Raw genomic sequence first — 22449 nt, 5'->3', positions numbered from 1 at the left:
GGTAGCGGCATCCTTTATGGCTTTTCTTTAAAGCCATAAAGATACAGCGTACAGCCCGACCCGCTTTTTTTTAGTGGGTCATGCCTAAATCACATAAAAAAGGGAACTCAACAATAATTGAGTTCCCTTTCTTTTTATTTCATCAAACCGTTATTTATTAGGCTGAGGCGTCATTCTTAAATAGGATTTAATTCCTCTAAATCCTTTTGGGAATTTTGCTGGAATGTCACTGTCTGGAATGGATGGAGAGATAACTACATCATCACCATCTTTCCAGTTTGCTGGTGTTGCAACACTGTAGTTAGCTGTTAGTTGTAAACTATCTATTACTCGTAATATTTCATCAAAATTTCTACCTGTAGAGGCTGGATAGGTCAAAATCAGTTTTATTTTTTTATCAGGAGCAATGATAAATACAGAGCGAACAGTAAAAGTATCGTCAGCATTAGGGTGAATCATATCGTATAAATTTGCAACAAATTTATCTTCATCAGCTATAATAGGATATTGCAAAGTCACATTTTGCGTTTCCTCAATATCTTTAATCCATTTTAGGTGTGATGCTACTCCATCTACACTAAGTGCGATTACTTTAGTATTTCTTTTTTGGAATTCTGGGTAGTAGTTTGCTACAGTACCTAATTCAGTGGTACAAACTGGTGTGAAATCTGACGGATGTGAAAATAAAACTCCCCAAGAATCCCCTAACCAATCGTAAAAATTTATATTTCCTAATGTTGTTTCTGCAGTAAAATTTGGAGCTAAATCTCCTAAACGTAAAGTTGCCATAATGCTATTTTTTAAATTCAATTAAAATTACTCAAAAAAAACAACACTGCTTATGACACAAGTCATAAATAATATCTAAAAAAGGATCCCATTTTTAAACAAACTGAACCACGAAATACCAAAAAATTAAAGTGACAAAAGAAATTGGGATTCCAAAACCAATCATCATACTACTCAATCGTGGTTTTAATCCATGAGATGATGCTAATATACATGCAGTTATCATAGGTGCCATCGCGGCTTCCATTATTGCTACTTCAATGATTTTTGAGCTTTGGTTAAAAACCAAAACATATAAAATATAAATTATTGCTGGAGTGAGAATCAGCTTATACAACAATCCTAGTCCCAGAAATTTCCAGTGTTGGCTTCTAGTTTCAAATCGTAACTGTAAGCCTACTGATAGTAATGCAAGCGGGGTAACTCCGCTTCCTACAAACTGTAACGTACTTTGAACCCATTGCTGAAAATCAAAGTTGTAAATATTCATAATGCAGGCAACTACAAAAGTTATGAAAGGCGGAAACAACAGAATTTTTTTTAAAATAGCACCACCACTCTCCCCTCCTTTTGAGTACAACGTAGCCACCAAAATTCCTAAAGTAGACAAAACTACAAACGAGCCAGGCTGGTCTACTAGAATTGCCGTTTTCATTCCTTCATCACCATACAGTGCTTGAATTATAGGAAAACCTAAAAAAGAAGTATTCCCTAAGCCTGCTGTTAAAATTAAACAACCTGTGAGCTTCTTAGACCAGCCGTATTTTTTTCCTAAAAAACGAAATAGAATAAAAGCTCCTGCAAAACCAATCCAAGCAACGCCTATAGGATATAACAATTGATTGTTCCAATGAATCTTTGGAATATAAAACAAAGCCAACGCCGGCAAACAATAATAAATTACTAACTTATTAAATCCTTTATACACTTTACTTACAGGAAAGCCTTTTATACGTTGCAAAACGAGGCCTACGACGATATATATGAATATGAGAATAAGGTTGTTCATAGCAGTGTGTTAGTCACAAAAATAACAAATTAGCAGCTATAAAAGCACTTCGTTTCTAAAAACAAACACTTTATTTTAAGCTACTGTTGCCTAACTTTTCTTTTACTTTTGTGGCGCTACTTTTGAAACCGTTTTAGATTTGATTACTTTTACAATTCAATACTATTATTTTGAACGATAAAAAAATACCTGTCTCTGCACTTCATGAAAAAGCTGGAATTTCTGCTCCTGAAATTATCAGTGCTACTGTTGTAAAAAACATTCAGAAATTTAGAAGAATCCAACCTTCAGCTGAAGAATTAGTAAACGGAATCCTCTCAGGAAACATTAGTGACTTGAGCAGAGCCATTACCTTAGTCGAAAGTACTAATCCAGAACATCTAGCAAAAGCCAATGACATAATAAATGCTTGTTTGCTTCATGCTAACAAATCTGTCCGAATAGGTATCACAGGAGTTCCTGGAGTAGGAAAAAGTACATTTATAGAATCGTTTGGTCAACACTTAACGAGTTTAGGAAAAAAAGTAGCGGTATTGGCGGTAGATCCAAGTAGTACTATTTCACATGGAAGTATTTTGGGAGACAAAACCCGAATGGAAGAATTGGTTAAAGATAAAAATGCATATATCCGTCCGTCAGCTTCTGGAGATACTCTTGGAGGTGTTGCTAGAAAAACTCGTGAGACAATTACATTGTGTGAAGCTTGCGGATTTGATACTATAATTATCGAAACTGTAGGCGTGGGACAAAGTGAAACTGCAGTACACAGCATGGTAGACTTCTTTCTATTATTAAAAATTGCTGGTGCTGGAGATGAGTTACAAGGTATAAAACGAGGAATAATGGAAATGGCAGATGCCATAGTCATCAATAAAGCCGATGGTGATAATATTAGGAAAGCCAAATTAGCGAAAACCGAATTCAACAGAGCCTTGCATTTATTTCCTGCCAAAAAATCAGGTTGGACACCTACTACTGCTACTTGTAGCGCCGTAACCGCTGATGGAATTCCCGAAGTATGGGAAACGATTTCTGAATTTTTACTACTCACAACTGGCAATGACTACTTCAATACCAAGCGAGCGGAGCAAAATGAATACTGGTTACTTGAAACTATTAATGAGCGTTTAAAATTAAATTTTTACAATAATCCTGATATTGAAGCCTTACTAGCATCAACTAAAAAAGCGGTGCAAAAAGATAAAATATCACCTTTTGCAGCCGCTCAAATATTGTTAGAAAAGTACTTTAAGTAAGTTACTCTTTCTCGTAAAGTTCCATTTCTCTGTCGTAAAAAGCATTTGCCGCTTCGATCAAACCTTCCATTTCAGTATTTAATTCTGCCTCATCAAGATCCTCAGCTTCTTCAATAAATTCTACCTCATCATCTTTTAAGTTGATGATAAATCTAGGATAATCGAGGTGAATGATGAAGATATCATCTGGAAAATCAGTGTTATCTCCAAGTAAAAATTTAGGTAATTCCATTTTGTAATATTTATAAATTGATGTCTTCTATTTTTGTTTTTTATTCGAAAGTCAAATAAAAACAAAGAACCGAATAAAGTTTTAAAAAATCTATTTCTACATTCGAATAATTGCCTTTATAATTTTAGTGTCAGCTTTTGTACGAATTTAAAGCACGTACTCATCTGCTAGCGTTTGCGGTGCTGGATTTTCGATAATTAATCTCTTTGTTAATTTATTAAATCGAATATATAAAAACACTGCTGCAGTTGTCAAGCCCGCTAGCAAACCAATCCAGATACCTGTTGCTCCTAGAGTGGTATAAATGCCTAGATAAATCGAAGTAGGAAATCCAACTACCCAGTACGCAATGAAGGTAATGTACATAGGGATTTTCACGTCTTGTAAACCACGCAATGCACCCAGGAATACCACTTGAATTCCATCTGAAATTTGGAAAACTGCCGCAACTACTAGTAACTGCGCTGCAATCGCTACCACCTCAGTATTAGCTGCTAAATCTTTAACATTATTCATATCTATAAATAGAGCTGGTAATTGTTTATGGAATAGTATAAAGATAAGCGCAAACAGTGTCTCAAGCAAAATAGCGACAAGAAAAACCGAAATAGCGACTACGCGTAACTGCTTATAATCTCCTAATCCTTTTTGGTTCCCTACTCTAATGGTCGCTGCAACACTCAATCCCATCGCAAACATGAAGGTGAACGAAGCCAAGCTCAACGCAATTTGGTTCGCTGCCTGATTGGTTATTCCCAACCTTCCAGACAACCATACTGCGGCTGTAAACAATCCTACTTCAAAAAACATTTGCATTGCAGATGGCGCTCCTAAACTTATAATTTTAAGATTTACCTCTTTCTTTATCTTTTTTATCGAAAAACCTTCAAAGAAAGGATGAAATTTGGTCATTTTTTTCATTTGGAAATGCATGTATCCAAGCATTACAAAACGAGAAACAATGGTTCCTATAGCAGCTCCTACGATTCCTAATTCAGGAAAAATCCAGATACCGTATATAAATAAGTAATTTAAAAACACGTTGACTACATTCCCTAAGATGGTAGCCCACATAGAAATTTTAGTTTCACTCATACCGTCAGCAAACTGCTTATAACCCTGAAAGATTATTAAAGGAATAAGCGAGAACGCTACAATATCTAGGTACGGCTTTGCTAAGTCAACAACATTCTCAGGTTGGCCCATAAAACTAATCACAGGTTTAGATAGAAATATAACTGCGAATAAAACCGCTCCTAATATAGTACACAAATACAAACCATGATGAAAAGCACTACGACCATCGGCTATACTTTTTCGACCATCAGCCTGAGCTGCTAGTGGTGTGATAGCGGTTGAAAAACCTATCCCTAATGACATTGCAATAAATACAAAGCTATTTCCTAGAGAGACTGCCGCTAACTCAGTAGGCCCTAATTTACCTACCATAATATTGTCGACAATACCCACGATGGTATGTCCTAGCATTCCTAATATTATAGGATAGGCTAAACGCAAATTATACGAAAACTCTTTTGTGTATGTGGCTAAATTCAATTTGATGTTTTTTTAAGAGTGCAAATATAATTAGAAGCTTTTGAAAAGACTATTATATACCCTTCAACCTAATATAAATTATGATTTAAAAGTGTGATTATAATATTCTGTAACAAAATCGAATAATTTTATAACATTTCAAGACAATTGCGCCACTACATTTGTACCAGTCACAAACAAAGAAAATGAAAAAAAAGTGACTGTATAATTTATTAAAAAACAAATTCCACATTTATGAAAACTACAACAAAAATCAAAACATTATTAGTATTAGCAATCTCAGCATTTTTCTCTAATACCTCTTCTGCACAAGACACAGCTGCATCAAACTACGATCAAGGTTTCCGTTTAGGAGTAGGAGCTAATGTAGGGTATGCAACACAGGATCCTTACAAATTGGCATTAGGTGGTGACGTTAGATTACAGTATGATTTGTCTAAAAGATATTCACTAACCTTAACTACAGGATACACCAATTTATTTGTAAGCAAAGCTGACGGAAATGATGTAGGATTCATACCAGCAAAAGCAGGTTTCAAAGCATTTATTTGGGATGATCAATTTTATGTAATGGGTGAAGCTGGAGCTGCATTTGCAGTATCTAATGGAAATAACGAAACTTCACTATTATTATCTCCAAGTATTGGATATGCTACAAAATACATTGACGTATCTTTACACTACGAGCACTATTCAGACTTTGACAAAATTAATAATAACGGAACTTATGGTAAAGGATTTGGTCAAGTAGGTGTACGTTTAGCATACGGTTTCAAACTATAAAACATATTCTAGGTAATTGATTTTATCTACTATTTAAATGGCAGTATTAAGAGCAATCTTAATACTGCTTTTTTTTGTTTAAAAATATTAACAGCACGCTTATTCATACACCACTACTACAACCGTACTTCGTTAACAAACAGATCATTAAACCGAAACATATTACAATAATTCTGTAAACTATTTCGTCGTTATCTTGCTAATTTTACGCAGAGCAAGCAGAAAATTTCATTGAATATGAAGGTTTTCAGATCAATTTCATTCTATTAAACAACCTTCTGTATTGTAATCTAACACAAGGTTGTAGCTACTAGTTCAACAGTAAATAATTCTTGCCTCGATATAAAACATAGCACACCAATCTATAGTAATGGAAAAAATATTTAAAATAGGCTGTTCGAGTTTCTACAATAAAAAATGGGTTCCTGCTTTTTATCCCGAAGAACTGCCATCAAAAGAATGGTTCAAATACTATAGTGAACATTTTGACACCTTTGAAATCAACGCCACATTTTATAAATTTCCTACCAGCAAGGTCATGGAAAACTGGTACAATAGGAGTCCGAGCCATTTTATATACTCATTAAAAGCACCCAAAGAGATTACTCACCTTAAAAAATTAAAAGATTGTGAGGAACGCATTAGTGAATTTTATACAATTTGCAAAGAAGGATTAAAAGAGAAACTAGGGTGTATCTTATTTCAATTTCCTCCTAGTTATACTTTTACCGCTGAAAATCTATACAGTGTACTTCGAAATCTCGACAGTAGTTTTGACAACGTAGTTGAATTTCGTCATGAAAGTTGGTGGAACGACGAGGTGATTCACAAATTAACAAGCAGAAATATTTCGTTTTGCAGCGTGAGCCACCCTACGCTACCCCAGCATATTGTAACACAATCGCCCATTCAATACTTACGTCTTCACGGAAACAAGCAATTATTTTATTCGAAATATACTCAAAAGGATATTGATTTTATAAAATACCAACTAGAGCTCCACGAAAACAAGAAAAAGGCCTTTATCTATTTTAATAACACAGCCAGTGAAGCAGGAATTGTGAATGCACAAATGATGCAGCATCTTGTTGACGATAGAAACTGAACATTACACAATAATACCCACTAGAACAAAACAATAAAACAAACTATCATGAAAGACAAAGCAAACAAACCACAAGAATCGACTAATGCCAAATTAGAAGATTTAAAAAGAAACACCACCGAGTCTACTGATCAATTGATGAACACTGACCAAGGTTTACTGATCAATGACGACACAAATTCCCTTAAATCAGGAAGCAGAGGCCCGTCATTATTAGAAGATTTTATTTTAAGAGAAAAGATTACGCACTTTGATCATGAACGCATTCCAGAACGAATTGTTCATGCTAGAGGTTCTGCTGCACATGGTTACTTTGAAGTGTACGAATCTATGGAGAAATACACAAAAGCAGGTTTCTTACAAGATCCAAAGATTAAAACGCCGGTTTTTACTCGTTTCTCTACGGTAGCAGGATCTAGAGGTTCGACTGATTTGGCGCGAGATGTTCGTGGTTTCTCAGTGAAGTTTTATACTAAAGAAGGTAATTACGATTTAGTAGGAAACAACATGCCTGTTTTCTTTATCCAAGATGCGATTAAATTCCCCGATCTTATCCACGCAGTAAAACCAGAACCGCATAACGAAATTCCGCAAGCTGCTTCAGCACACGATACTTTTTGGGATTTTATTTCCTTGATGCCAGAGTCTATGCATCAAGTTATGTGGACCATGTCTGATCGTGCTATTCCTAGAAGTTTGCGTATGATGGAAGGTTTTGGAGTGCACACGTTTCGTTTTATTAATGCGAAAAATGAATCACACTTTGTAAAATTTCATTGGAAACCTAAATTAGGAATCCACGGAGTCTTATGGGACGAAGCACAAAAAATATCAGGTAAAAACTCTGACTTTCACCGTCAAGATTTATGGGAAGCTATTGACAATGGGAACTTTCCTGAATGGGAATTAGGTGTACAATTAATCCCAGAGGCTGACGAGCATAAATTTGATTTTGATTTTGATTTACTAGATCCTACAAAATTAGTTCCTGAAGAATTAGTTCCGGTGATGAAAATTGGTCGTATGGTTCTCAATAGAAACCCAGACAACTTTTTTGCCGAAACAGAACAAGTGGCTTTTCATCCAGGACACATTGTTCCCGGAATCGATTTTACAAACGACCCATTGTTACAAGGCCGTTTATTCTCCTACACTGATACACAGCTGTCAAGATTAGAAAGCCCTAATTTTCACGAAATACCAATTAATAGATCGATTAACGAAATCCACAACAACCAGCGTGACGGTCACATGCGCCAGCAAATTAATCCTGGTCGTGTGAGCTATCATCCCAACTCTCTAGGAGGCGGTTGCCCGTTTCAAGCAAAGGTTGATCAAGGTGGCTTTGAAAGTTTTAACGAACGAATTGATGCACACAAAGTGAGAGAAAGAAGTAAAAGTTTCTCTGATCACTTTAGTCAAGCAACACTTTTCTTTAATAGTATGACTACTGTAGAACAAAATCACATCATCAAAGCATTCCGTTTTGAGTTAGGAAAAGTTGAAACGGAAGAAATACGTGTACGTATGTTAGGGTTTTTATCTATTGTTGATGAGACTTTGGCTAAAAAAGTAGCAGAAGGTTTGGGAATGGAAGTACCAAAAACACTTCAAAAACCCTTGAACCAAGGCGTAGGCGCAGATCCAAATCCAGATCAAGAAAGTATTATTAAAAAACCAAGCGTAGCAACGTCTGATGCTTTAAGCATGTTAAAAAGCAAAGAAAATAACGATACGATTGAAACAAGACAAGTTGCATTTATTTGTACAGATGGTGTAAATGAGGCATCATTAAATAGCATGAAAAAAGCACTTGAAGACAAAGGCGCTATGGTAAAAATTATAGCAACTCATCTAGGAACCATCAAAACAGACAAAGGAACGGAGATCGCTGTTGATCAAAGTTTGTTAATCGCCGCTTCGGTATTGTTTGACAGTGTTTACATTCCGGCTAATGCCAAATTTGATTTTAAAGACAATACGCCCGATGTAATCGAATTTATCAATGAAGCATACAAACATTGTAAGGTAATTGGTTTTGGAGAAAACATCAAAGACTTTATCAAGGACACTATGATTCCATTAGAGGATAAGAAAAATAAAGACAACGGAATTATCATCAGTAAAGAGGATAATAGCAATGCTCAAGAATATAGTAAAGCACTTGCACAACACCGTTTTTGGGAACGCGAACCAAAAGCATAATCTTAAAAACTATAAAGGCTCTGAAAATTTCAGAGCCTTTTTTATTTGAACAAAAAATACTTATTTTATATCAGTGAGTGTTTTCATGAAAGCAACCAACTGCTTTTTTTCTAAATCACTTAAATTTAGTTTGTCTGTGGGTAATGTTTGATTATCGAGATTGAATCCCAAACCTGCTCCTCCTCCTTCTTCATAAAAATCAACAACTTCTTCCAGTGTTTTGTACACACCGTTATGCATGTAAGGCGCGGTTAAAGTGATGTTTCTAATGGTGGGTGTTTTAAAAGAGGTTTTATGAAGTGGCGCATTCGAAATTAAATATTTCCCTAAATCGCCATCTAGTTTACCACTTTTATCCGGAACCCCTAATACTTCACTTTCAGAACGGTCATAATGTGGTGGTGCCGTACCGTTTGTCAAAGGAATAAAATGACAGCTGGCACATTTAGCTTTACCTGCAAAAAGATTAAAACCTGCTTTCTCATCCGCTGTAAAAGTGGTTTCGGCGCGCATGTAGCGATCAAACTTAGCATCATAATTACTTAGTGATCGTATGTAAGAAGCCAATGCATTTTTAATCTCAAAAGCACTGATCTCTTTCTCAGGAAACGCTCTTTTAAATTGAGCTACATACTCTTTGTTTTTCTTGATTTCGATTGTGGCTGCATCCATGTCACCATGCATTTCTTCTTTGTTTGTAATGACCGCAACCGCTTGGTCTTCGAGATAATTCACTCTAGAATCACTAAAAAAGGCTCTTTGAAAAGCAATATTGCTCAATGTTGGTGTATTTCTTTTTACATAAGTTTTTCCGTTAAAGGATGTTGCTTTTTCGAGTCCGTCAGTGAAGGCTTTATCCTCATGATGGCATGAAGCACACGACCTGCTGTTGTCTCCAGATAATACAGGATCGTTGAATAACATTTTCCCTAAAGCGATTTTATCAGCAGTTGTTTTATAATCTGGAAAGCCCGAAAATGCTTCCGCATCAAAGACATTTTTATCGAATAAGGTAGCAGCATTAGTCTTTAAACCACGTACCTCATCAAAAACAGGAATACCCAATCTTAATTGCGACTCATACAAAGCGCGACTCAAAGGGTTTCCTACGTTCAAGATAAAAGCGGCACGATCGAATTTATCAAAGGGTATTTTAGCTGACGTTTGTTTTATTCCTTCTTTGATTAGTTGTACTAAATTTTTAGCCTCTTCACTTTCACTATCATAAACAGCTAAGTACCGCTGTAGTGTCTGTAGCGCTGGGACGACCTCTGGAATTGAATTTTTAGCCACAGGTGAATCAAATCCAGTGATCCCTAGTGTAATAATTCTAAAAACTTCTAACCGCATGGCGTCAAAAACATGGGAATCTGTCAGCGTATTGGTCTTCGCTAACGAAGCAATACGTTTCAAATTTGCCGTCACGATTCCTATTTGTTTTAGAAGTACTTCTTTTGACTGTACATCATACTCTGGAAACAACAATTCTTCTATGACTTGAAAACCTTCGGGAGCAATTACTTTTCCATCGTTTTCTTCGTACTCAGGAATTGCAGGTCCGTTTACTGCTTTTGTCACTGATGGAAAATAATACTCACTTAACATTTCAATCTTTTTGTACTGCTCGTGCGTCTTCAAAAATTGCTGTTGTAATTTTTGTTGGTCTTGATTGGACTCGATTCCCTTTTGCAATAGCGAAACTTCTTTAAAGACTAACGCAACATCAGCCTTAAACAAGTCATTTACTTGTACCGACTTTTCTTTTTTCTGACAGCCAATTAAAACCAGAAACAGCAGGAATGGGATAATTTTTTTCATAATAAATAGTACAACTAGAAAATTTTATATAAACCAAAAGCCCCGGTTTCAATTAAGAAACCGCAGGCTTTAGTTTATAGTATAAAAATGTTTATCTCGCTAGTCCTTTGATTAAAACAATTTGACTTGCTTGGTTTTCGTTAGGACGTCCAGATCCTCCATCAACTCCTTTGTATTTGTCACCTGTCCAGGTGTGTGGCTGCACACTCAATAAGAAGGTATCATCAATACCTAATTGTTCTGACACATCAATTAAAGCACCATATTCCCATTCTCCAAAACCTGATGTACCACCCACATTATATTTTGCAGCATCTTCAGCAGTACGACGGTGGTCTAATTCAACTACTACTTTCAATTGTTTTGTAGCAATGTTGTATTGATAAATATACCCATCGTGTGTTTCATCACCGTAACCGTTAGCATCTTCTTGCACATACACGTAGTTTTTAGTCACACATATATTATCAGGATTCTGGAATTTACCCGCAATACCAGTACGGTCATCTCCGTCTAGTAAAACTTGTAACGTACCTTTAAGAGGATCAGTAGCATTCAAATTCAATTTGTACACTCTACCATACTTTGTTCTAGAAGCATCTGCATTATTCCCAGTAGTATTTTGACCGGTTACATTAAAATAGATTTCGCGATCAGCATCTTTACCACCTTTGCGATAATCTAAATCCTCTACACGACCAAATTTAATTGCTTTTAACGTATTTACCGAGGCGTTAATTTGTGCTCCCGTAAGCGTAGTATGATCTACTATTTTCACAAAAGAAACGTCGTAGTTTTGATTAGCAACCATATCTTTCTCTCTCTGGTTGTCGTCATTTCTTTTCATCATGTACAGCGACCCATTAGCAAGATCTCCTACTTTATCAGCAACGTACATAAACAATTGACCACCATAAGTTCCAGAGTCATCATCACCTATAACAATCACTGTTTTACCTGCAAACGCAGTAGCTTTTAATGGTAATGCATTCTCAGCGCTTAAGCGTCCTAAACCTGGTAATTCTCTTGAAACACTATTTGTTCCTGCATCTGCATAAGGATCTAATCCGTGGGTGCGTGATTCTTGTCCTGACTCTCCACAAGTTAAATACAAAGGACCAAAACCGTGTTCAGCAGGAGTTGCCATCGTAGCGCCACACAGCCTCCATGTTCCTCCATCTGAATTCAATAAATATTCTCCTTTTACAGGCTTGAATGTTTTGTCTAAAGTGATTCTTGATACCGAAAAATTATCCTCATTATTTACCAAGAAAGTAAAAGTGCCATCAGTATTTTTTAATAATCCCGATCCATCTGCTGATCCTCCAAAAACAAAATTAGGACTGGAAGGCAAAACATCATCAGAACTAATTAAAGAGAATAATTCTAAATTTTCAAATCCTGCTTGCTTTTTCAATAGCACTGGAGTTGTAGATTGTGTTGCTAGAACAACATCGGTTTTAGTTGCATTATCATCATTATTACACGAAAATAAAGAAGTTAGTAATAGTACTGGAAGAATAATTTTTTTCATCTGGGTGTTTTTTTGTTTGAAGCAAAGAAACACCCCATATTTTAATAGGAAATCAACTAAACATTACTAAAACTTAAAGATTTCAATCTTAATTTAACAATTAAAAACAATCCCTTAACACACCCTAAAATTACTCTTTTGACAACGCCGCTTTGTAGATCGCAAAATTCTTTTTTACCTCCTCATCAAGTGCAGGTTCTTTAATATCTGTGTATTTTTGCATTTCTTGCCAGATAATTTCCGCTACAATATAGCGAGCCATATCTTTATCGTCTGATGGAATGATGTACCATGGTGCGTTTTCTTTAGCCGTTTTATTAATCGCTTCCTCATAATAGTTCATATAATCATCCCAGCGTTCTCTCTCCTTTAAATCCCCAGGTGAAAATTTCCAGTGATGCTCTTCATTTTCTAAACGGCGCAACAAGCGTTTACGTTGCTCCTCTTTACTCATATGAAAATAGAACTTCATGACAATCGTTCCGTTTTGCGAAATGTGTTTCTCAAAATTATTGATTTGTTCCATTCTATCTTCCCAAAATTGAGGCGTAATATCTGCTACTTTTTCAATTCCAGGTAAATTTTCATTCATAATATATTCTGGGTGCACACGCGTCACCAAAACATTTTCATAATGCGTTCTGTTAAAAATCGCAAACTTCCCTTTCTCTGGCAAAGCCAGGTAATGTCTCCATAAATAATCATGCTCCAGCTCAGTTGAATTGGGCGTTTTAAAACTACTCACCTCTACTCCACGCGGATTAAATTCTTTAAAAACCTCTCTAATCAAACTGTCTTTTCCAGAAGTATCCATTCCCTGCATGCAAATCAAAACCCCATAACGGTTGTGCGCATACATGACATCCTGCAACTCACTCAGTTTTTCACGTACGCCGTCTAATTTATCTTCCTTATCATCATCACTGGCATCATTATTCAAGTTTGTGGCAATATCAGCCAAACGTATTGGTGCAACCACCTTAAAATTTTTAGGATCAATTGATTTCATAGCATATAAATTATAATTAAAGTAAATATAGTATTTTTGAGCAGCAATATCCAGCTTTACGTTGCAATACATTTTCAATAAATTGCTTTTTTCTTAGGGCACCGCAGGAGCTCATTTTAATCGCTCTGCGGCTTCCAGAAAAAAATGCAATTTCTTTTCAATCTATTTTCACTGCAATCTGGGCTAGGCATTTTGTATCTAAAACCTCATTATAATGAAAAAATTCACACTCGATATAGTTTTCCACATCATTGGTATCGGTTCAGCTTCAGGATTATTTTATCAAAACGACATCTTATATCTCATAGGCGACAACAGTAGTTACTTATATGAATACAACATGCTCGATGCCTCCTTAAATAAATATCCATTATTAAAAGATCCCGCAAATAATATTCCCAAAAACAGCAAACCTGATTTTGAATCCATAACGCATTATCAAGACACACTCTATATCTTTGGATCTGGTTCTACTGCTAATCGCAATAAAATGATAGAATTCAGTATTCCGCAAAAAACAAAAGTCAGAACTAACAATCTAACTGACATCTATGCCATAATGCAAAGCTTTGGAAACATCAATCCCGAAGACTTTAATCTAGAAGGCGCTATTTATGATGGGGATTTTTGGTATTTTTTTAATCGTGGCAATAGCAAGACTAATAAAAATACGCTTTTTACGCTCAAAGCTAAAAAACTAGATCAAGAATTCTCATTGCTCTCTAATGATTATAAACTACCCAAAATAAAAGGCGTTCGTACCAGTTTCACAGATGCTATTCTTGTCGACAATAAAATTTATTTTTTGGCTGCAGCCGAAGATACAAAGTCAACCTATGATGATGGTGAAATCCTTGGAAGCATTATAGGACGCATTGATCTTGAATCGATGAAAATAGACTTTACTAAAACCATTAGTGCTGCTAATAAATTTGAAGGCTTAACTTTATATAAAAAAGATAAGAACCAAATAACTTTTTTACTCTGCGAAGACAATGACACTGATGCGCAAGAAAGTACTATTTTTAAGCTCACTTTAGAATTAAAATAAAAAAAATCAATTCGCTCCCAACCTTTTTCTCTTTTATACTCTCTTTACTATTAAAGACATCATTGTGATAAACGAAAACCTATTAATTGCCTGCAAAAAAATGCACCGAGACGCCCAGCGTCAAGTGTACGAAAATATGGCACCCAAATTGTATCGTACTTGCAAACGGTATTTAAAGAAAGAAGAAGAAATAGAAGAAGCTCTAGCCGATGCATTCTATACTATTTTTACTAAACTTGATCAATTAAAAGAATTAGGCGCTTTTGAAGCTTGGGCCAGAAAGATTACTGTTAATCATTGTTTGGCAAGCATAAAAAAGAATACCAATTTCAACATGTACCTTGATGATGTCAAATCGATTGCTTTACCATTTAATGATGAAGCAACCGATTTAGAAGAAGAAGACTTACTTAATTTACTAAACCGTATTCCTGAGGGATGTAAAACTATTTTCAACCTTTTTGTAATAGAAGGGTACGCTCATAAGGAAATAGCCCTCATGCTTAACATTTCTGAAGGCACTTCAAAATCACAATTGAATGCCGCGAAAACAAAGCTGAAGGAATTAGTAAATAATTTGTATTACCAAAAATTGAACTAGTCATGGACAATCAAGATAAAATATTCGATAAAATTAGAACTGCTTCCCAAAAGGCGGAGACCAGAGATTTTCCTGGAATTGAAAAAGTCTGGGCAAGAGTAGATGAAAAACTAGATAAAAAAGCACTAAAAACTAAAAACAAACTTTGGAAAAAAATAGCAATTGCTGCATCTGTTTTATTATTAATCTCTGTAGCATACCAAGTAATTAAACCTACAAATGAAATTCAAATTATAAAAAACGAAATTGTTACGGCAGATACTATCATAAAAAAAATAGCTAAACCTGATGCCCCAGTAATCACGCATACTACTATAGATACCGTAAAAATTAACAACGTTCTTAAAAGTACACGCATTGTCTCTAACCAAGTAAATGCTCCTCAAAAAACAGAAGCTATTGTCATGGAAGAAACAGCTATTCCTGAACCAATTCAGAGATCAATAGAAAAAAAATCATATAACAAAGAAACGCTTAAAAAACAGTCGAGTCAGTTTCACAAGGGAGCTGTTTATGACGCAATACTTGTTAGTCATGCACCAGGAAATAATGAGACTGTAGTACAAGCAGATGCTGTTAGCTCACAAGCTATACAAGCTAACGCAGCTCCTTTAGTGGTTGTTGATGGTCAAGCGTTGTCGAGTAAAAAAAGTAAAGCCTTGGGTAATACGGGAATTGAAATAGCTTCCAATCTAAAAAATAACGATATCGAATCCGTACTCATTTTAAAAGAGCCTTTGTACATTATAAATGGTGTCGAATATAGTGAAGAGGATTTATTTGGCGCAAACCCTACGAGCCCCTACGCACCTTTGAACAAACAAGAAATTCAATCAATAGAAATTTTACAAAACGATGAAGCCATTACTAAATATGGTGACAAAGGAAAAAAAGGAGTTGTCATAATTACCACTAAAAACAGAAAACCCGTAGGTAAATAATTCCGAAAAACACATTACTAACATTTTAAATATTACTATCATGAAAAGCGAAAAACTTATTTCATTAGCCATTGCTATGCTTTTTTCTATCCTAAGTTTTGGACAAGAAAAAACAATCACAGGAGTCGTAACCGATAGAGCTGCTAACCCTTTACCAGGTGTCAGTATTACTGTAAAAAGCACCATAAAAGGAACTCAAACTAATTTTGATGGACAGTACTCAATTCTTGCTAATAAAGGAGATCAGCTCGTTTTTAGTTACATTGGGATGGAGTCAAAAACCGTTAAAGTTGGTGAATCAAATACAATTAATGTAATACTAAACGAACATTCAGCGGCATTAGAAGAAATTGTGGTTGTAGCGTATGCAAATAAAAAACACAAAGCCTCTAAAGCTGAAATTGTTAGCATGCAAAGTCCCAGTATTGTATATAACAGTTCAAGTACACAAGCGTTACAAGGCAGAGTTGCAGGAGTTCAAATTAGTCCGGCTAATAATAATACGGCTTCAGACATTAAAATTCGTGGCAAGGCATCAACTAATAACAATAATGAACCATTATATATTGTGAATGGCGTACCTGTAAATAAAGACAGCATAAATCAAATAGATCCAAAAACAATTAAAGACGTAAGGGTTGAAAAAGAAGCTACAGCAACCGCTCTTTATGGTTCAAGAGGTCAAGGGGGCGCTATACTCATAACTACACAAAACGGAGTACAACAAAATCTTTCAAAAAAAGAACTTAAAGAAAAACTAGCACTATTAGATGTAAAGCAACAGCAACCAATAGCAGTGGATCAAGAAGATTACGAGAACTTTATCGAAAATCAGTTTGAAACGCCTAAAACAGCTCCACTATCTACATTTTCTATTGATGTTGACAATGCTTCCTACACTAATATTAGACGTTTTATTAACAACGGACAAACCGTTCCTAAAGATGCTGTACGTGTGGAGGAGATGATGAATTTCTTTAAATACAATTACCCACAGCCTCAAGACAAAAATCCGTTTTCTATTAATACAGAATACAGCAACTGTCCTTGGAATGCAAAACATCAATTATTAAAAATTGGCTTACAAGGAAAAATTATTCCAACTGATGATTTACCTGCATCAAATATGGTTTTTTTAATAGATGTATCCGGTTCTATGGGTGATAGCAACAAATTACCGTTATTAAAACAATCCATGAAAATTTTAGTCAACGAACTTAGAAAAGATGATAAAGTGGCTATTGTAGTTTATGCTGGAGCAGCTGGTTTAGTTTTGCCTCCTACTTCTGGTGATGATAAGACTACTATTATTAATGCATTAGAAAATCTTAATGCTGGTGGAAGTACCGCTGGTGGAGCCGGAATAGAACTAGCCTATAAAATTGCACAAGAAAATTTTATAAAAGATGGAAACAACAGAGTAATCTTAGCTACTGATGGTGATTTTAATGTAGGAAGCTCTGCTAATACTGACATGCAAACTTTAATTGAAGAAAAAAGAAAAACTGGAGTCTTTTTAACCTGTTTAGGATACGGAATGGGAAATTACAAAGACAGTAAAATGGAAATATTAGCCAACAAAGGAAACGGAAACTATGCTTATATTGATAATATTCAGGAAGCCAACCGTTTTTTAAGTAAAGAATTCAAAGGTTCTATGTTTGCTATCGCCAAAGATGTAAAAATCCAAATAGAATTCAATCCAAAACACGTGCAATCCTACCGATTGATAGGCTACGAAAACAGAAAATTACGTCCTGAAGATTTTAAAAACGATGCCATTGATGCAGGAGAACTAGGAAGTGGCCATACCGTAACGGCTTTATACGAAATCATTCCTACCGGAGTAGAAAGTGACTTTAGCCAACCTGAATTGAAATATACAGCAGTTAAAAATGACACTAGTACTTACAGTGATGAATTAGCAACTATCAAATTTAGATATAAAAAACCTGACGGTGACAAAAGTATCGAGTTGGTACAAGTTATAGCAAATAAAACAACTGCCATACAACAAGCATCAGATGATTTAAAATTTAGTGCTGCAGTTGCCTGGTTTGGTTTAAAATTGAGGGATTCTAAATTGGTTTCGAATAAATCATCAAAGGATATTTTAATTCTAGCAAAACAAGGATTATCAAAAGATCCTGAAGGTTATAAAGCCGAATTTATTCGATTAGTAGAGGCGGTTAATTAGATAATGAAATACAAATTTTTAATAGCTATTAATAATGAAACGAAATTCAGTTTAACTCCTTGCAAGTATTTTTTGTTGTATCGAGATACAATAATAGTTCTCGACACCGCTCCAACTGACAATTGAGATATACTATAAATTAGATAGGTATAAACATAAAAAACTCCTTTTTTTCAAAAGGAGTTTTTTGCTTTCAAACTATTTTTTTTCGCTTTCAAAAGTTGCTCTGTTTTTTTGTTCTTTTAAAATACTAGCCTTAAATGGGGTAACTACTTTATCTAGATCAGCTTCAGAGATTACTAATGCTTTAGGATCTTTAACTACTTTCAACCAAGGTTTAGGACCATCAAAATCATAGGCTCCAAAAACAACTACTGGCGTTCCTTTTACCTTTACCGTTTCTTTATCAGCCAGCTCCCATTGATCAGCAAACTCATATAAATATTTAGCATCACTTTCTTGCAAACGTAAACACGAGTGCGAAGCAGGATATCCCGGCAAACTGTATTCGTGAAAACCAACACCTAATTTATTTTCGATATTAAAATTCCATTTTAAATCCCACTCGTCATTAAATGTACTGGTAGTTTCTTCGGCTTTCCAGTTTGTAAAAAATAAACCTGTAGGAGTTTGATCTTTTTTTCTACCCATATTAGTTGGTCCCGTATGCATTAAATAACCGTTTTCATAGGTTGCAAATGTTTGTGTAGGATATGAGAAAAAAATTATTTTTTTTACTTCTTTCAAAGTAGTAACTTCTAACGGAAATGGTAAATAAAATTCCAAATCGCCAGTAGCATCATTAGTAACAACAATAGAATCTAATGTTTTTAGATTTTTGGCATCTGTTCTATTCAGTGCATAGGCAGCACGGAGTTGCAAACCATCTGATTGTTTTTCTTTCAACCAGTCTTTTGTTTTCACCATTTGGTAAGAAATACTTTTGGGCGCTACACGCTCTGGTGCTTTTACCTCATCAGCAATTGTATCAGATGGTGCAGTTGTTGCTTTATTGGCTTCAGCTTCGCTATTTTTACATGATGTAATAAAAAGAACTAAAACCATATTCAATAGTAGGATTGATTTTTTCATAAGTGTGTTTTTCTATGTCGTAAAATTCTACATTTAGACTGCATTTTTCTTTACATAATTTCACTTAAAAGTTGTCTAATTTCAAGGTTTCGATAATTTCTTTCGATAATAAAAAGTAAAACGATTTTGTTTAATCTGTAAACCAAATTTTAGAACTGAATTCTAACTCTTACACAGCTATTTTTTTTTCGATAAAAAGTAAAAATAGAAATTGACTTATTTATCATTTTTTTCACTTTTGAATGTCTGTTAAAAAAATCTAATGCGTTAACTTTGCTATTCACAATTGAAAAATCAGAAACAACATGAACGACTTAAAAAATAAAAATGCCTTAATTACTGGCGCTGGAAAAGGAATTGGAAAAGCCATTGCTTTAGCTTTAGCAAAAGAAGGAGTAAACGTAATTTTAGTTGCTAGAACAGCAGATGAAATTGAAACTGTTGCTACAAAGGTGCGTTCATTACGCGTAAAAGCATTAGCCGTTACTGCTGACGTATCTGACATGAACTCTATTAATCAAGCTGTTGCAAAAGCGCTTGGGGAATTTGGAACTATCGATATTTTAATTAATAATGCCGGAATTGCTGCTTTTGGAAAGTTCTTAGAATTAGAACCTACAGAATGGGAACGCATTATTAAAGTCAACTTAATGGGAACTTACTACACAACTCGTGCGGTATTGCCTAACATGATCGAAAGAAAAACTGGTGATATCATCAACATTTCATCTACTGCAGGACAAAGAGGAAATGCTTTAACAAGTGCCTATAGTGCTTCTAAATTTGCTGTTCTTGGATTAACTGAATCATTGATGCAAGAGGTTAGAAAAGATAACATACGTGTTACTGCTTTAACACCAAGTACTGTTGCTACCGAAATGGCAAAAGACTTAAAATTAACGGATGGTAATCCTGAAAACGTAATGCAACCCGAGGATATTGCTGAATTAATTGTAGCCCAATTAAAATTAAACAGACGTGTATTTATCAAAGATGCTGGTATCTGGTCTACAAATCCATAATAAATTACACCTAAAAAAAGGGACCGTTTTAGCTTAAAACTAGAACAGTCCCTTTTTTATTTAGTGTTATTCCTATTTGTAGTTATGAAAGTAGCCTACTTTATAATTTTTACTCTAATTTAGAGGTGATCGTTAATTTTCTTTAACCATTTCCTCTTTCGCTCTAGCTGCTTCTTTCTCTACTTTTTTTCTAGCTTTCTCAGCTGACTTGGCTGCTTTATTGGCTTTTGAAGTTCTTCTGTCTGCTTGTTTTTGCGCTCTCTCAGCAGATTTTTGTGCTTTAGCAGCTGACTTGGCTGCTTTTTCTGACTTAGCTGCTGATCTAGTTGCTTCTTTTTCTGCTTTTAAAGTTGCCCTTGCTTCTTTATCAGCTTTAGCCTTACTTCTTTTATTTTCTTTTAATTCTTTCTTAAGCGCTATTTCTTTAGATTTCTCAGCTGCTTTATTTTCTTTTTCCATCTTTAGTTCCTGACTTTGTTCTTGTTTAGAACTTTCTTGAGCCATAACTCGTGTATTGCATACTAAGGAAAAAACTAATATTCCTAAAAATATTGATAATGATTTTTTCATGATTTTAAATTTTATTGTTTCGTTCTGTATCAAAAAGTAACTGCCATTGATTGTTTATTTCAGCGTAATGAAAGCCCTCATAATTATAAGAAAGGTAGTCAATAATCTTCATATAAAAAGTTAAATTAACGAGGCAAAATTTTAAAAGAAACAGCTGTGATTTAGTAATCAAAACTCATTTTAAAAACCAAATAATATAAAAAAAACCATTAAATAATTAAGCGTATTAAATTTTACTTTAATTATCTTAATTACTTAATGATTTTTATTTTTTCGTAATAAATGTTATGCTTCTACCGCTATAAATTCCATTCTAACGCTTCCGTCATCATCAATTTTCGTTAAATTGATAGGGTGTAAGGTATTGACTAATTCAGGATTCCACGGTGTTTTTACTTTTACATAATTTTCTGTAAATCCGTGAATATAGCCTTCTTTATTTTCGCTTTCGAATAAAACGGTTCTATTTGTTCCCAACTGGCTTTCATAAAAAGCACGTCGTTTTTTAACAGATAGACTACGCATCATTTTACTACGCTTAGCACGAACATTTGCAGGAACAACTCCACTCATATTTGCGGCTTCCGTATTGTCTCTTTCTGAATAAGTAAAAACGTGTAGGTAGGAAATATCCATATCGTTTATAAAATGGTAAGTTTCTAAGAAATGCTCATCGGTTTCACCAGGAAAACCAACAATAACATCCACACCAATACAAGCATGAGGCATTACTTCTCTAATTTTATTCACCCGTTCCGTATATACTTCACGCTGGTAACGACGTTTCATTAATTTTAATATATCATTGCTTCCAGATTGCAACGGAATATGAAAGTGCGGAACAAACGTTCTACTTTTAGATACAAACTCTATTGTTTCATTCTTCAATAAGTTAGGCTCAATAGACGAAATACGTAATCGTTCGATCCCTTCTACTTTATCTAATGCTTGTACTAATTCAAGAAAAGTGTGTTCGTGTTTTTTATTTCCGAATTCCCCTTTTCCATAATCACCAATATTAACACCCGTAAGCACGATTTCCTTAATATCTTGTTTAGAAATATCGGATGCATTTTTCAATACATTTTCAAGTTCGTCACTTCTAGAAATCCCTCTAGCTAATGGTATCGTACAGTAGGTACATTTATAATCACAACCGTCTTGCACTTTCAAAAAAGCACGGGTACGATCACCAATAGAATAACTGCCTACGTAGAAATCGGCATCTGCAATTTCGCATGAATGAACTTCACCCATATCATTTTTACTCAAATCATTGATATAATCGGTAATTTTGAATTTCTCGGTAGCACCAAGTACCAAGTCAACACCATCAACTGCGGCTAACTCTTCAGGTTTTAACTGGGCGTAGCAACCTACGGCAGCAACAAAGGCTTGATTATTTAATTTCATGGCTTTTTTAACCACTTGTTTGAACTGCTTATCAGCATTTTCGGTTACTGAACAAGTATTAATGACATACATATCAGCAACTTCTTCAAAATCAACACGGTCGAAACCTTCATCTTGAAAATTTCGAGCAATAGTAGATGTTTCTGAAAAATTCAGTTTGCATCCAAGTGTATAAAAGGCAACTTTTTTTCTGTTTTCCATAGGGATAAACTACGTTTTAAGTAGTAACTTATTATATTTACATCTTTGTAAAAAGAGTTTGCAA

Annotated in this window: 19 protein-coding genes; 9 read left to right on the top strand and 10 right to left on the bottom strand. The window is 34.8% G+C overall.

The features are described from left to right. Positions 1-150 precede the first annotated feature (150 nt). Positions 151-789 carry a peroxiredoxin gene (locus HNP99_RS16285; protein ID WP_173854510.1) on the bottom strand — a complete coding sequence of 213 codons (639 nt, stop codon included), beginning with the start codon at positions 787-789 and terminating at the stop codon, positions 151-153. A 94-nt stretch (positions 790-883) separates the two neighbouring features. Further along, positions 884-1798 carry an AEC family transporter gene (locus tag HNP99_RS16280; RefSeq protein WP_173854509.1) on the bottom strand — a complete coding sequence of 305 codons (915 nt, stop codon included), beginning with the start codon at positions 1796-1798 and terminating at the stop codon, positions 884-886. A gap of 170 nt (positions 1799-1968) precedes the next feature. Here HNP99_RS16280 and meaB point away from each other — a divergent pair, with 170 nt between their 5' ends. Beyond that, on the top strand, positions 1969-3054 hold the full coding sequence (gene meaB, locus HNP99_RS16275; protein WP_173854508.1) for a methylmalonyl Co-A mutase-associated GTPase MeaB: 1086 nt from the start codon (positions 1969-1971) through the stop codon (positions 3052-3054). A 1-nt stretch (position 3055) separates the two neighbouring features. On the opposite strand, the gene HNP99_RS16270 is transcribed toward meaB, so the two are convergent. Together HNP99_RS16270 and HNP99_RS16265 are read right to left on the bottom strand one after the other, a co-directional pair. Beyond that, positions 3056-3286: a hypothetical protein gene (locus HNP99_RS16270; RefSeq protein ID WP_173837156.1), complete on the bottom strand. Its 231-nt coding sequence runs from the start codon at positions 3284-3286 to the stop codon at positions 3056-3058. Between the two features lie 147 nt (positions 3287-3433). Beyond that, positions 3434-4843, bottom strand: a complete 1410-nt coding sequence (locus HNP99_RS16265; RefSeq protein WP_173854507.1) for an MATE family efflux transporter — start codon at positions 4841-4843, stop codon at positions 3434-3436. Between the two features lie 234 nt (positions 4844-5077). Between HNP99_RS16265 and HNP99_RS16260 the strand changes: the two genes are divergently transcribed. The 3 genes from HNP99_RS16260 (at position 5078) to HNP99_RS16250 (ending at position 8936) form a co-directional block, all read left to right on the top strand. Next, on the top strand, positions 5078-5626 hold the full coding sequence (locus HNP99_RS16260) for a hypothetical protein (RefSeq protein ID WP_173854506.1): 549 nt from the start codon (positions 5078-5080) through the stop codon (positions 5624-5626). Positions 5627-5996: 370 nt separating this feature from the next. Beyond that, positions 5997-6731, top strand: coding sequence for a DUF72 domain-containing protein (locus tag HNP99_RS16255; RefSeq protein ID WP_173854505.1), 735 nt, complete (start codon positions 5997-5999; stop codon positions 6729-6731). Positions 6732-6779: 48 nt separating this feature from the next. Beyond that, positions 6780-8936, top strand: coding sequence for a catalase (locus HNP99_RS16250; protein ID WP_173854504.1), 2157 nt, complete (start codon positions 6780-6782; stop codon positions 8934-8936). 60 nt (positions 8937-8996) lie between these two features. Here the strand turns inward: HNP99_RS16250 and HNP99_RS16245 are convergent, their stop codons facing one another. From HNP99_RS16245 to HNP99_RS16235, 3 genes are all read right to left on the bottom strand, one after another. Continuing rightward, complete coding sequence (locus tag HNP99_RS16245) at positions 8997-10754, bottom strand: cytochrome-c peroxidase (protein ID WP_173854503.1); 1758 nt, start codon at positions 10752-10754, stop codon at positions 8997-8999. Between the two features lie 91 nt (positions 10755-10845). Further along, positions 10846-12288 carry a PhoX family protein gene (locus tag HNP99_RS16240; RefSeq protein WP_173854502.1) on the bottom strand — a complete coding sequence of 481 codons (1443 nt, stop codon included), beginning with the start codon at positions 12286-12288 and terminating at the stop codon, positions 10846-10848. A gap of 130 nt (positions 12289-12418) precedes the next feature. Beyond that, the gene (locus tag HNP99_RS16235; protein ID WP_173854511.1) at positions 12419-13297 is read right to left on the bottom strand and encodes a PPK2 family polyphosphate kinase; all 879 of its coding nucleotides are present in this window, start codon (positions 13295-13297) and stop codon (positions 12419-12421) included. 214 nt (positions 13298-13511) lie between these two features. Here HNP99_RS16235 and HNP99_RS16230 point away from each other — a divergent pair, with 214 nt between their 5' ends. The 4 genes from HNP99_RS16230 to HNP99_RS16215 all read left to right on the top strand — a co-directional run bounded on the left by HNP99_RS16230 (position 13512) and on the right by HNP99_RS16215 (position 18087). Next, positions 13512-14348 (top strand): DUF6929 family protein, encoded by an 837-nt coding sequence (locus HNP99_RS16230; RefSeq protein ID WP_173854501.1) that lies wholly within the window; start codon positions 13512-13514, stop codon positions 14346-14348. Positions 14349-14448: 100 nt separating this feature from the next. After that, entirely contained in the window at positions 14449-14949 is a 501-nt protein-coding gene (locus HNP99_RS16225; protein ID WP_173854500.1) for an RNA polymerase sigma factor, read from the top strand. A 2-nt stretch (positions 14950-14951) separates the two neighbouring features. Further along, positions 14952-15890 (top strand): hypothetical protein, encoded by a 939-nt coding sequence (locus HNP99_RS16220; RefSeq protein ID WP_173854499.1) that lies wholly within the window; start codon positions 14952-14954, stop codon positions 15888-15890. Between the two features lie 40 nt (positions 15891-15930). After that, on the top strand, positions 15931-18087 hold the full coding sequence (locus HNP99_RS16215) for a VWA domain-containing protein (protein WP_173854498.1): 2157 nt from the start codon (positions 15931-15933) through the stop codon (positions 18085-18087). 198 nt (positions 18088-18285) lie between these two features. Here HNP99_RS16215 and HNP99_RS16210 read toward each other — a convergent pair whose 3' ends face one another. After that, positions 18286-19179 (bottom strand): L,D-transpeptidase, encoded by an 894-nt coding sequence (locus HNP99_RS16210; protein WP_173854497.1) that lies wholly within the window; start codon positions 19177-19179, stop codon positions 18286-18288. Positions 19180-19484: 305 nt separating this feature from the next. On the opposite strand from HNP99_RS16210, the gene HNP99_RS16205 reads away from it, so the two are divergent. Next, positions 19485-20201: a 3-ketoacyl-ACP reductase gene (locus tag HNP99_RS16205; protein WP_173854496.1), complete on the top strand. Its 717-nt coding sequence runs from the start codon at positions 19485-19487 to the stop codon at positions 20199-20201. Between the two features lie 132 nt (positions 20202-20333). Here HNP99_RS16205 and HNP99_RS16200 read toward each other — a convergent pair whose 3' ends face one another. Together HNP99_RS16200 and mtaB are read right to left on the bottom strand one after the other, a co-directional pair. Then, a complete protein-coding gene (locus HNP99_RS16200; protein WP_173854495.1) occupies positions 20334-20771 on the bottom strand; it encodes a cell envelope integrity TolA family protein in 438 nt (145 codons plus the stop codon). Positions 20772-21056: 285 nt separating this feature from the next. Further along, positions 21057-22385 (bottom strand): tRNA (N(6)-L-threonylcarbamoyladenosine(37)-C(2))-methylthiotransferase MtaB, encoded by a 1329-nt coding sequence (gene mtaB / locus HNP99_RS16195; RefSeq protein WP_173854494.1) that lies wholly within the window; start codon positions 22383-22385, stop codon positions 21057-21059. Between the last annotated feature and the right edge of the window lie 64 nt (positions 22386-22449).

This window comes from Flavobacterium gelidicaeli, from assembly GCF_013294005.1.
GTDB lineage: Bacteria > Bacteroidota > Bacteroidia > Flavobacteriales > Flavobacteriaceae > Flavobacterium.
This window is presented reverse-complemented; position numbering and strand designations above follow the sequence as displayed.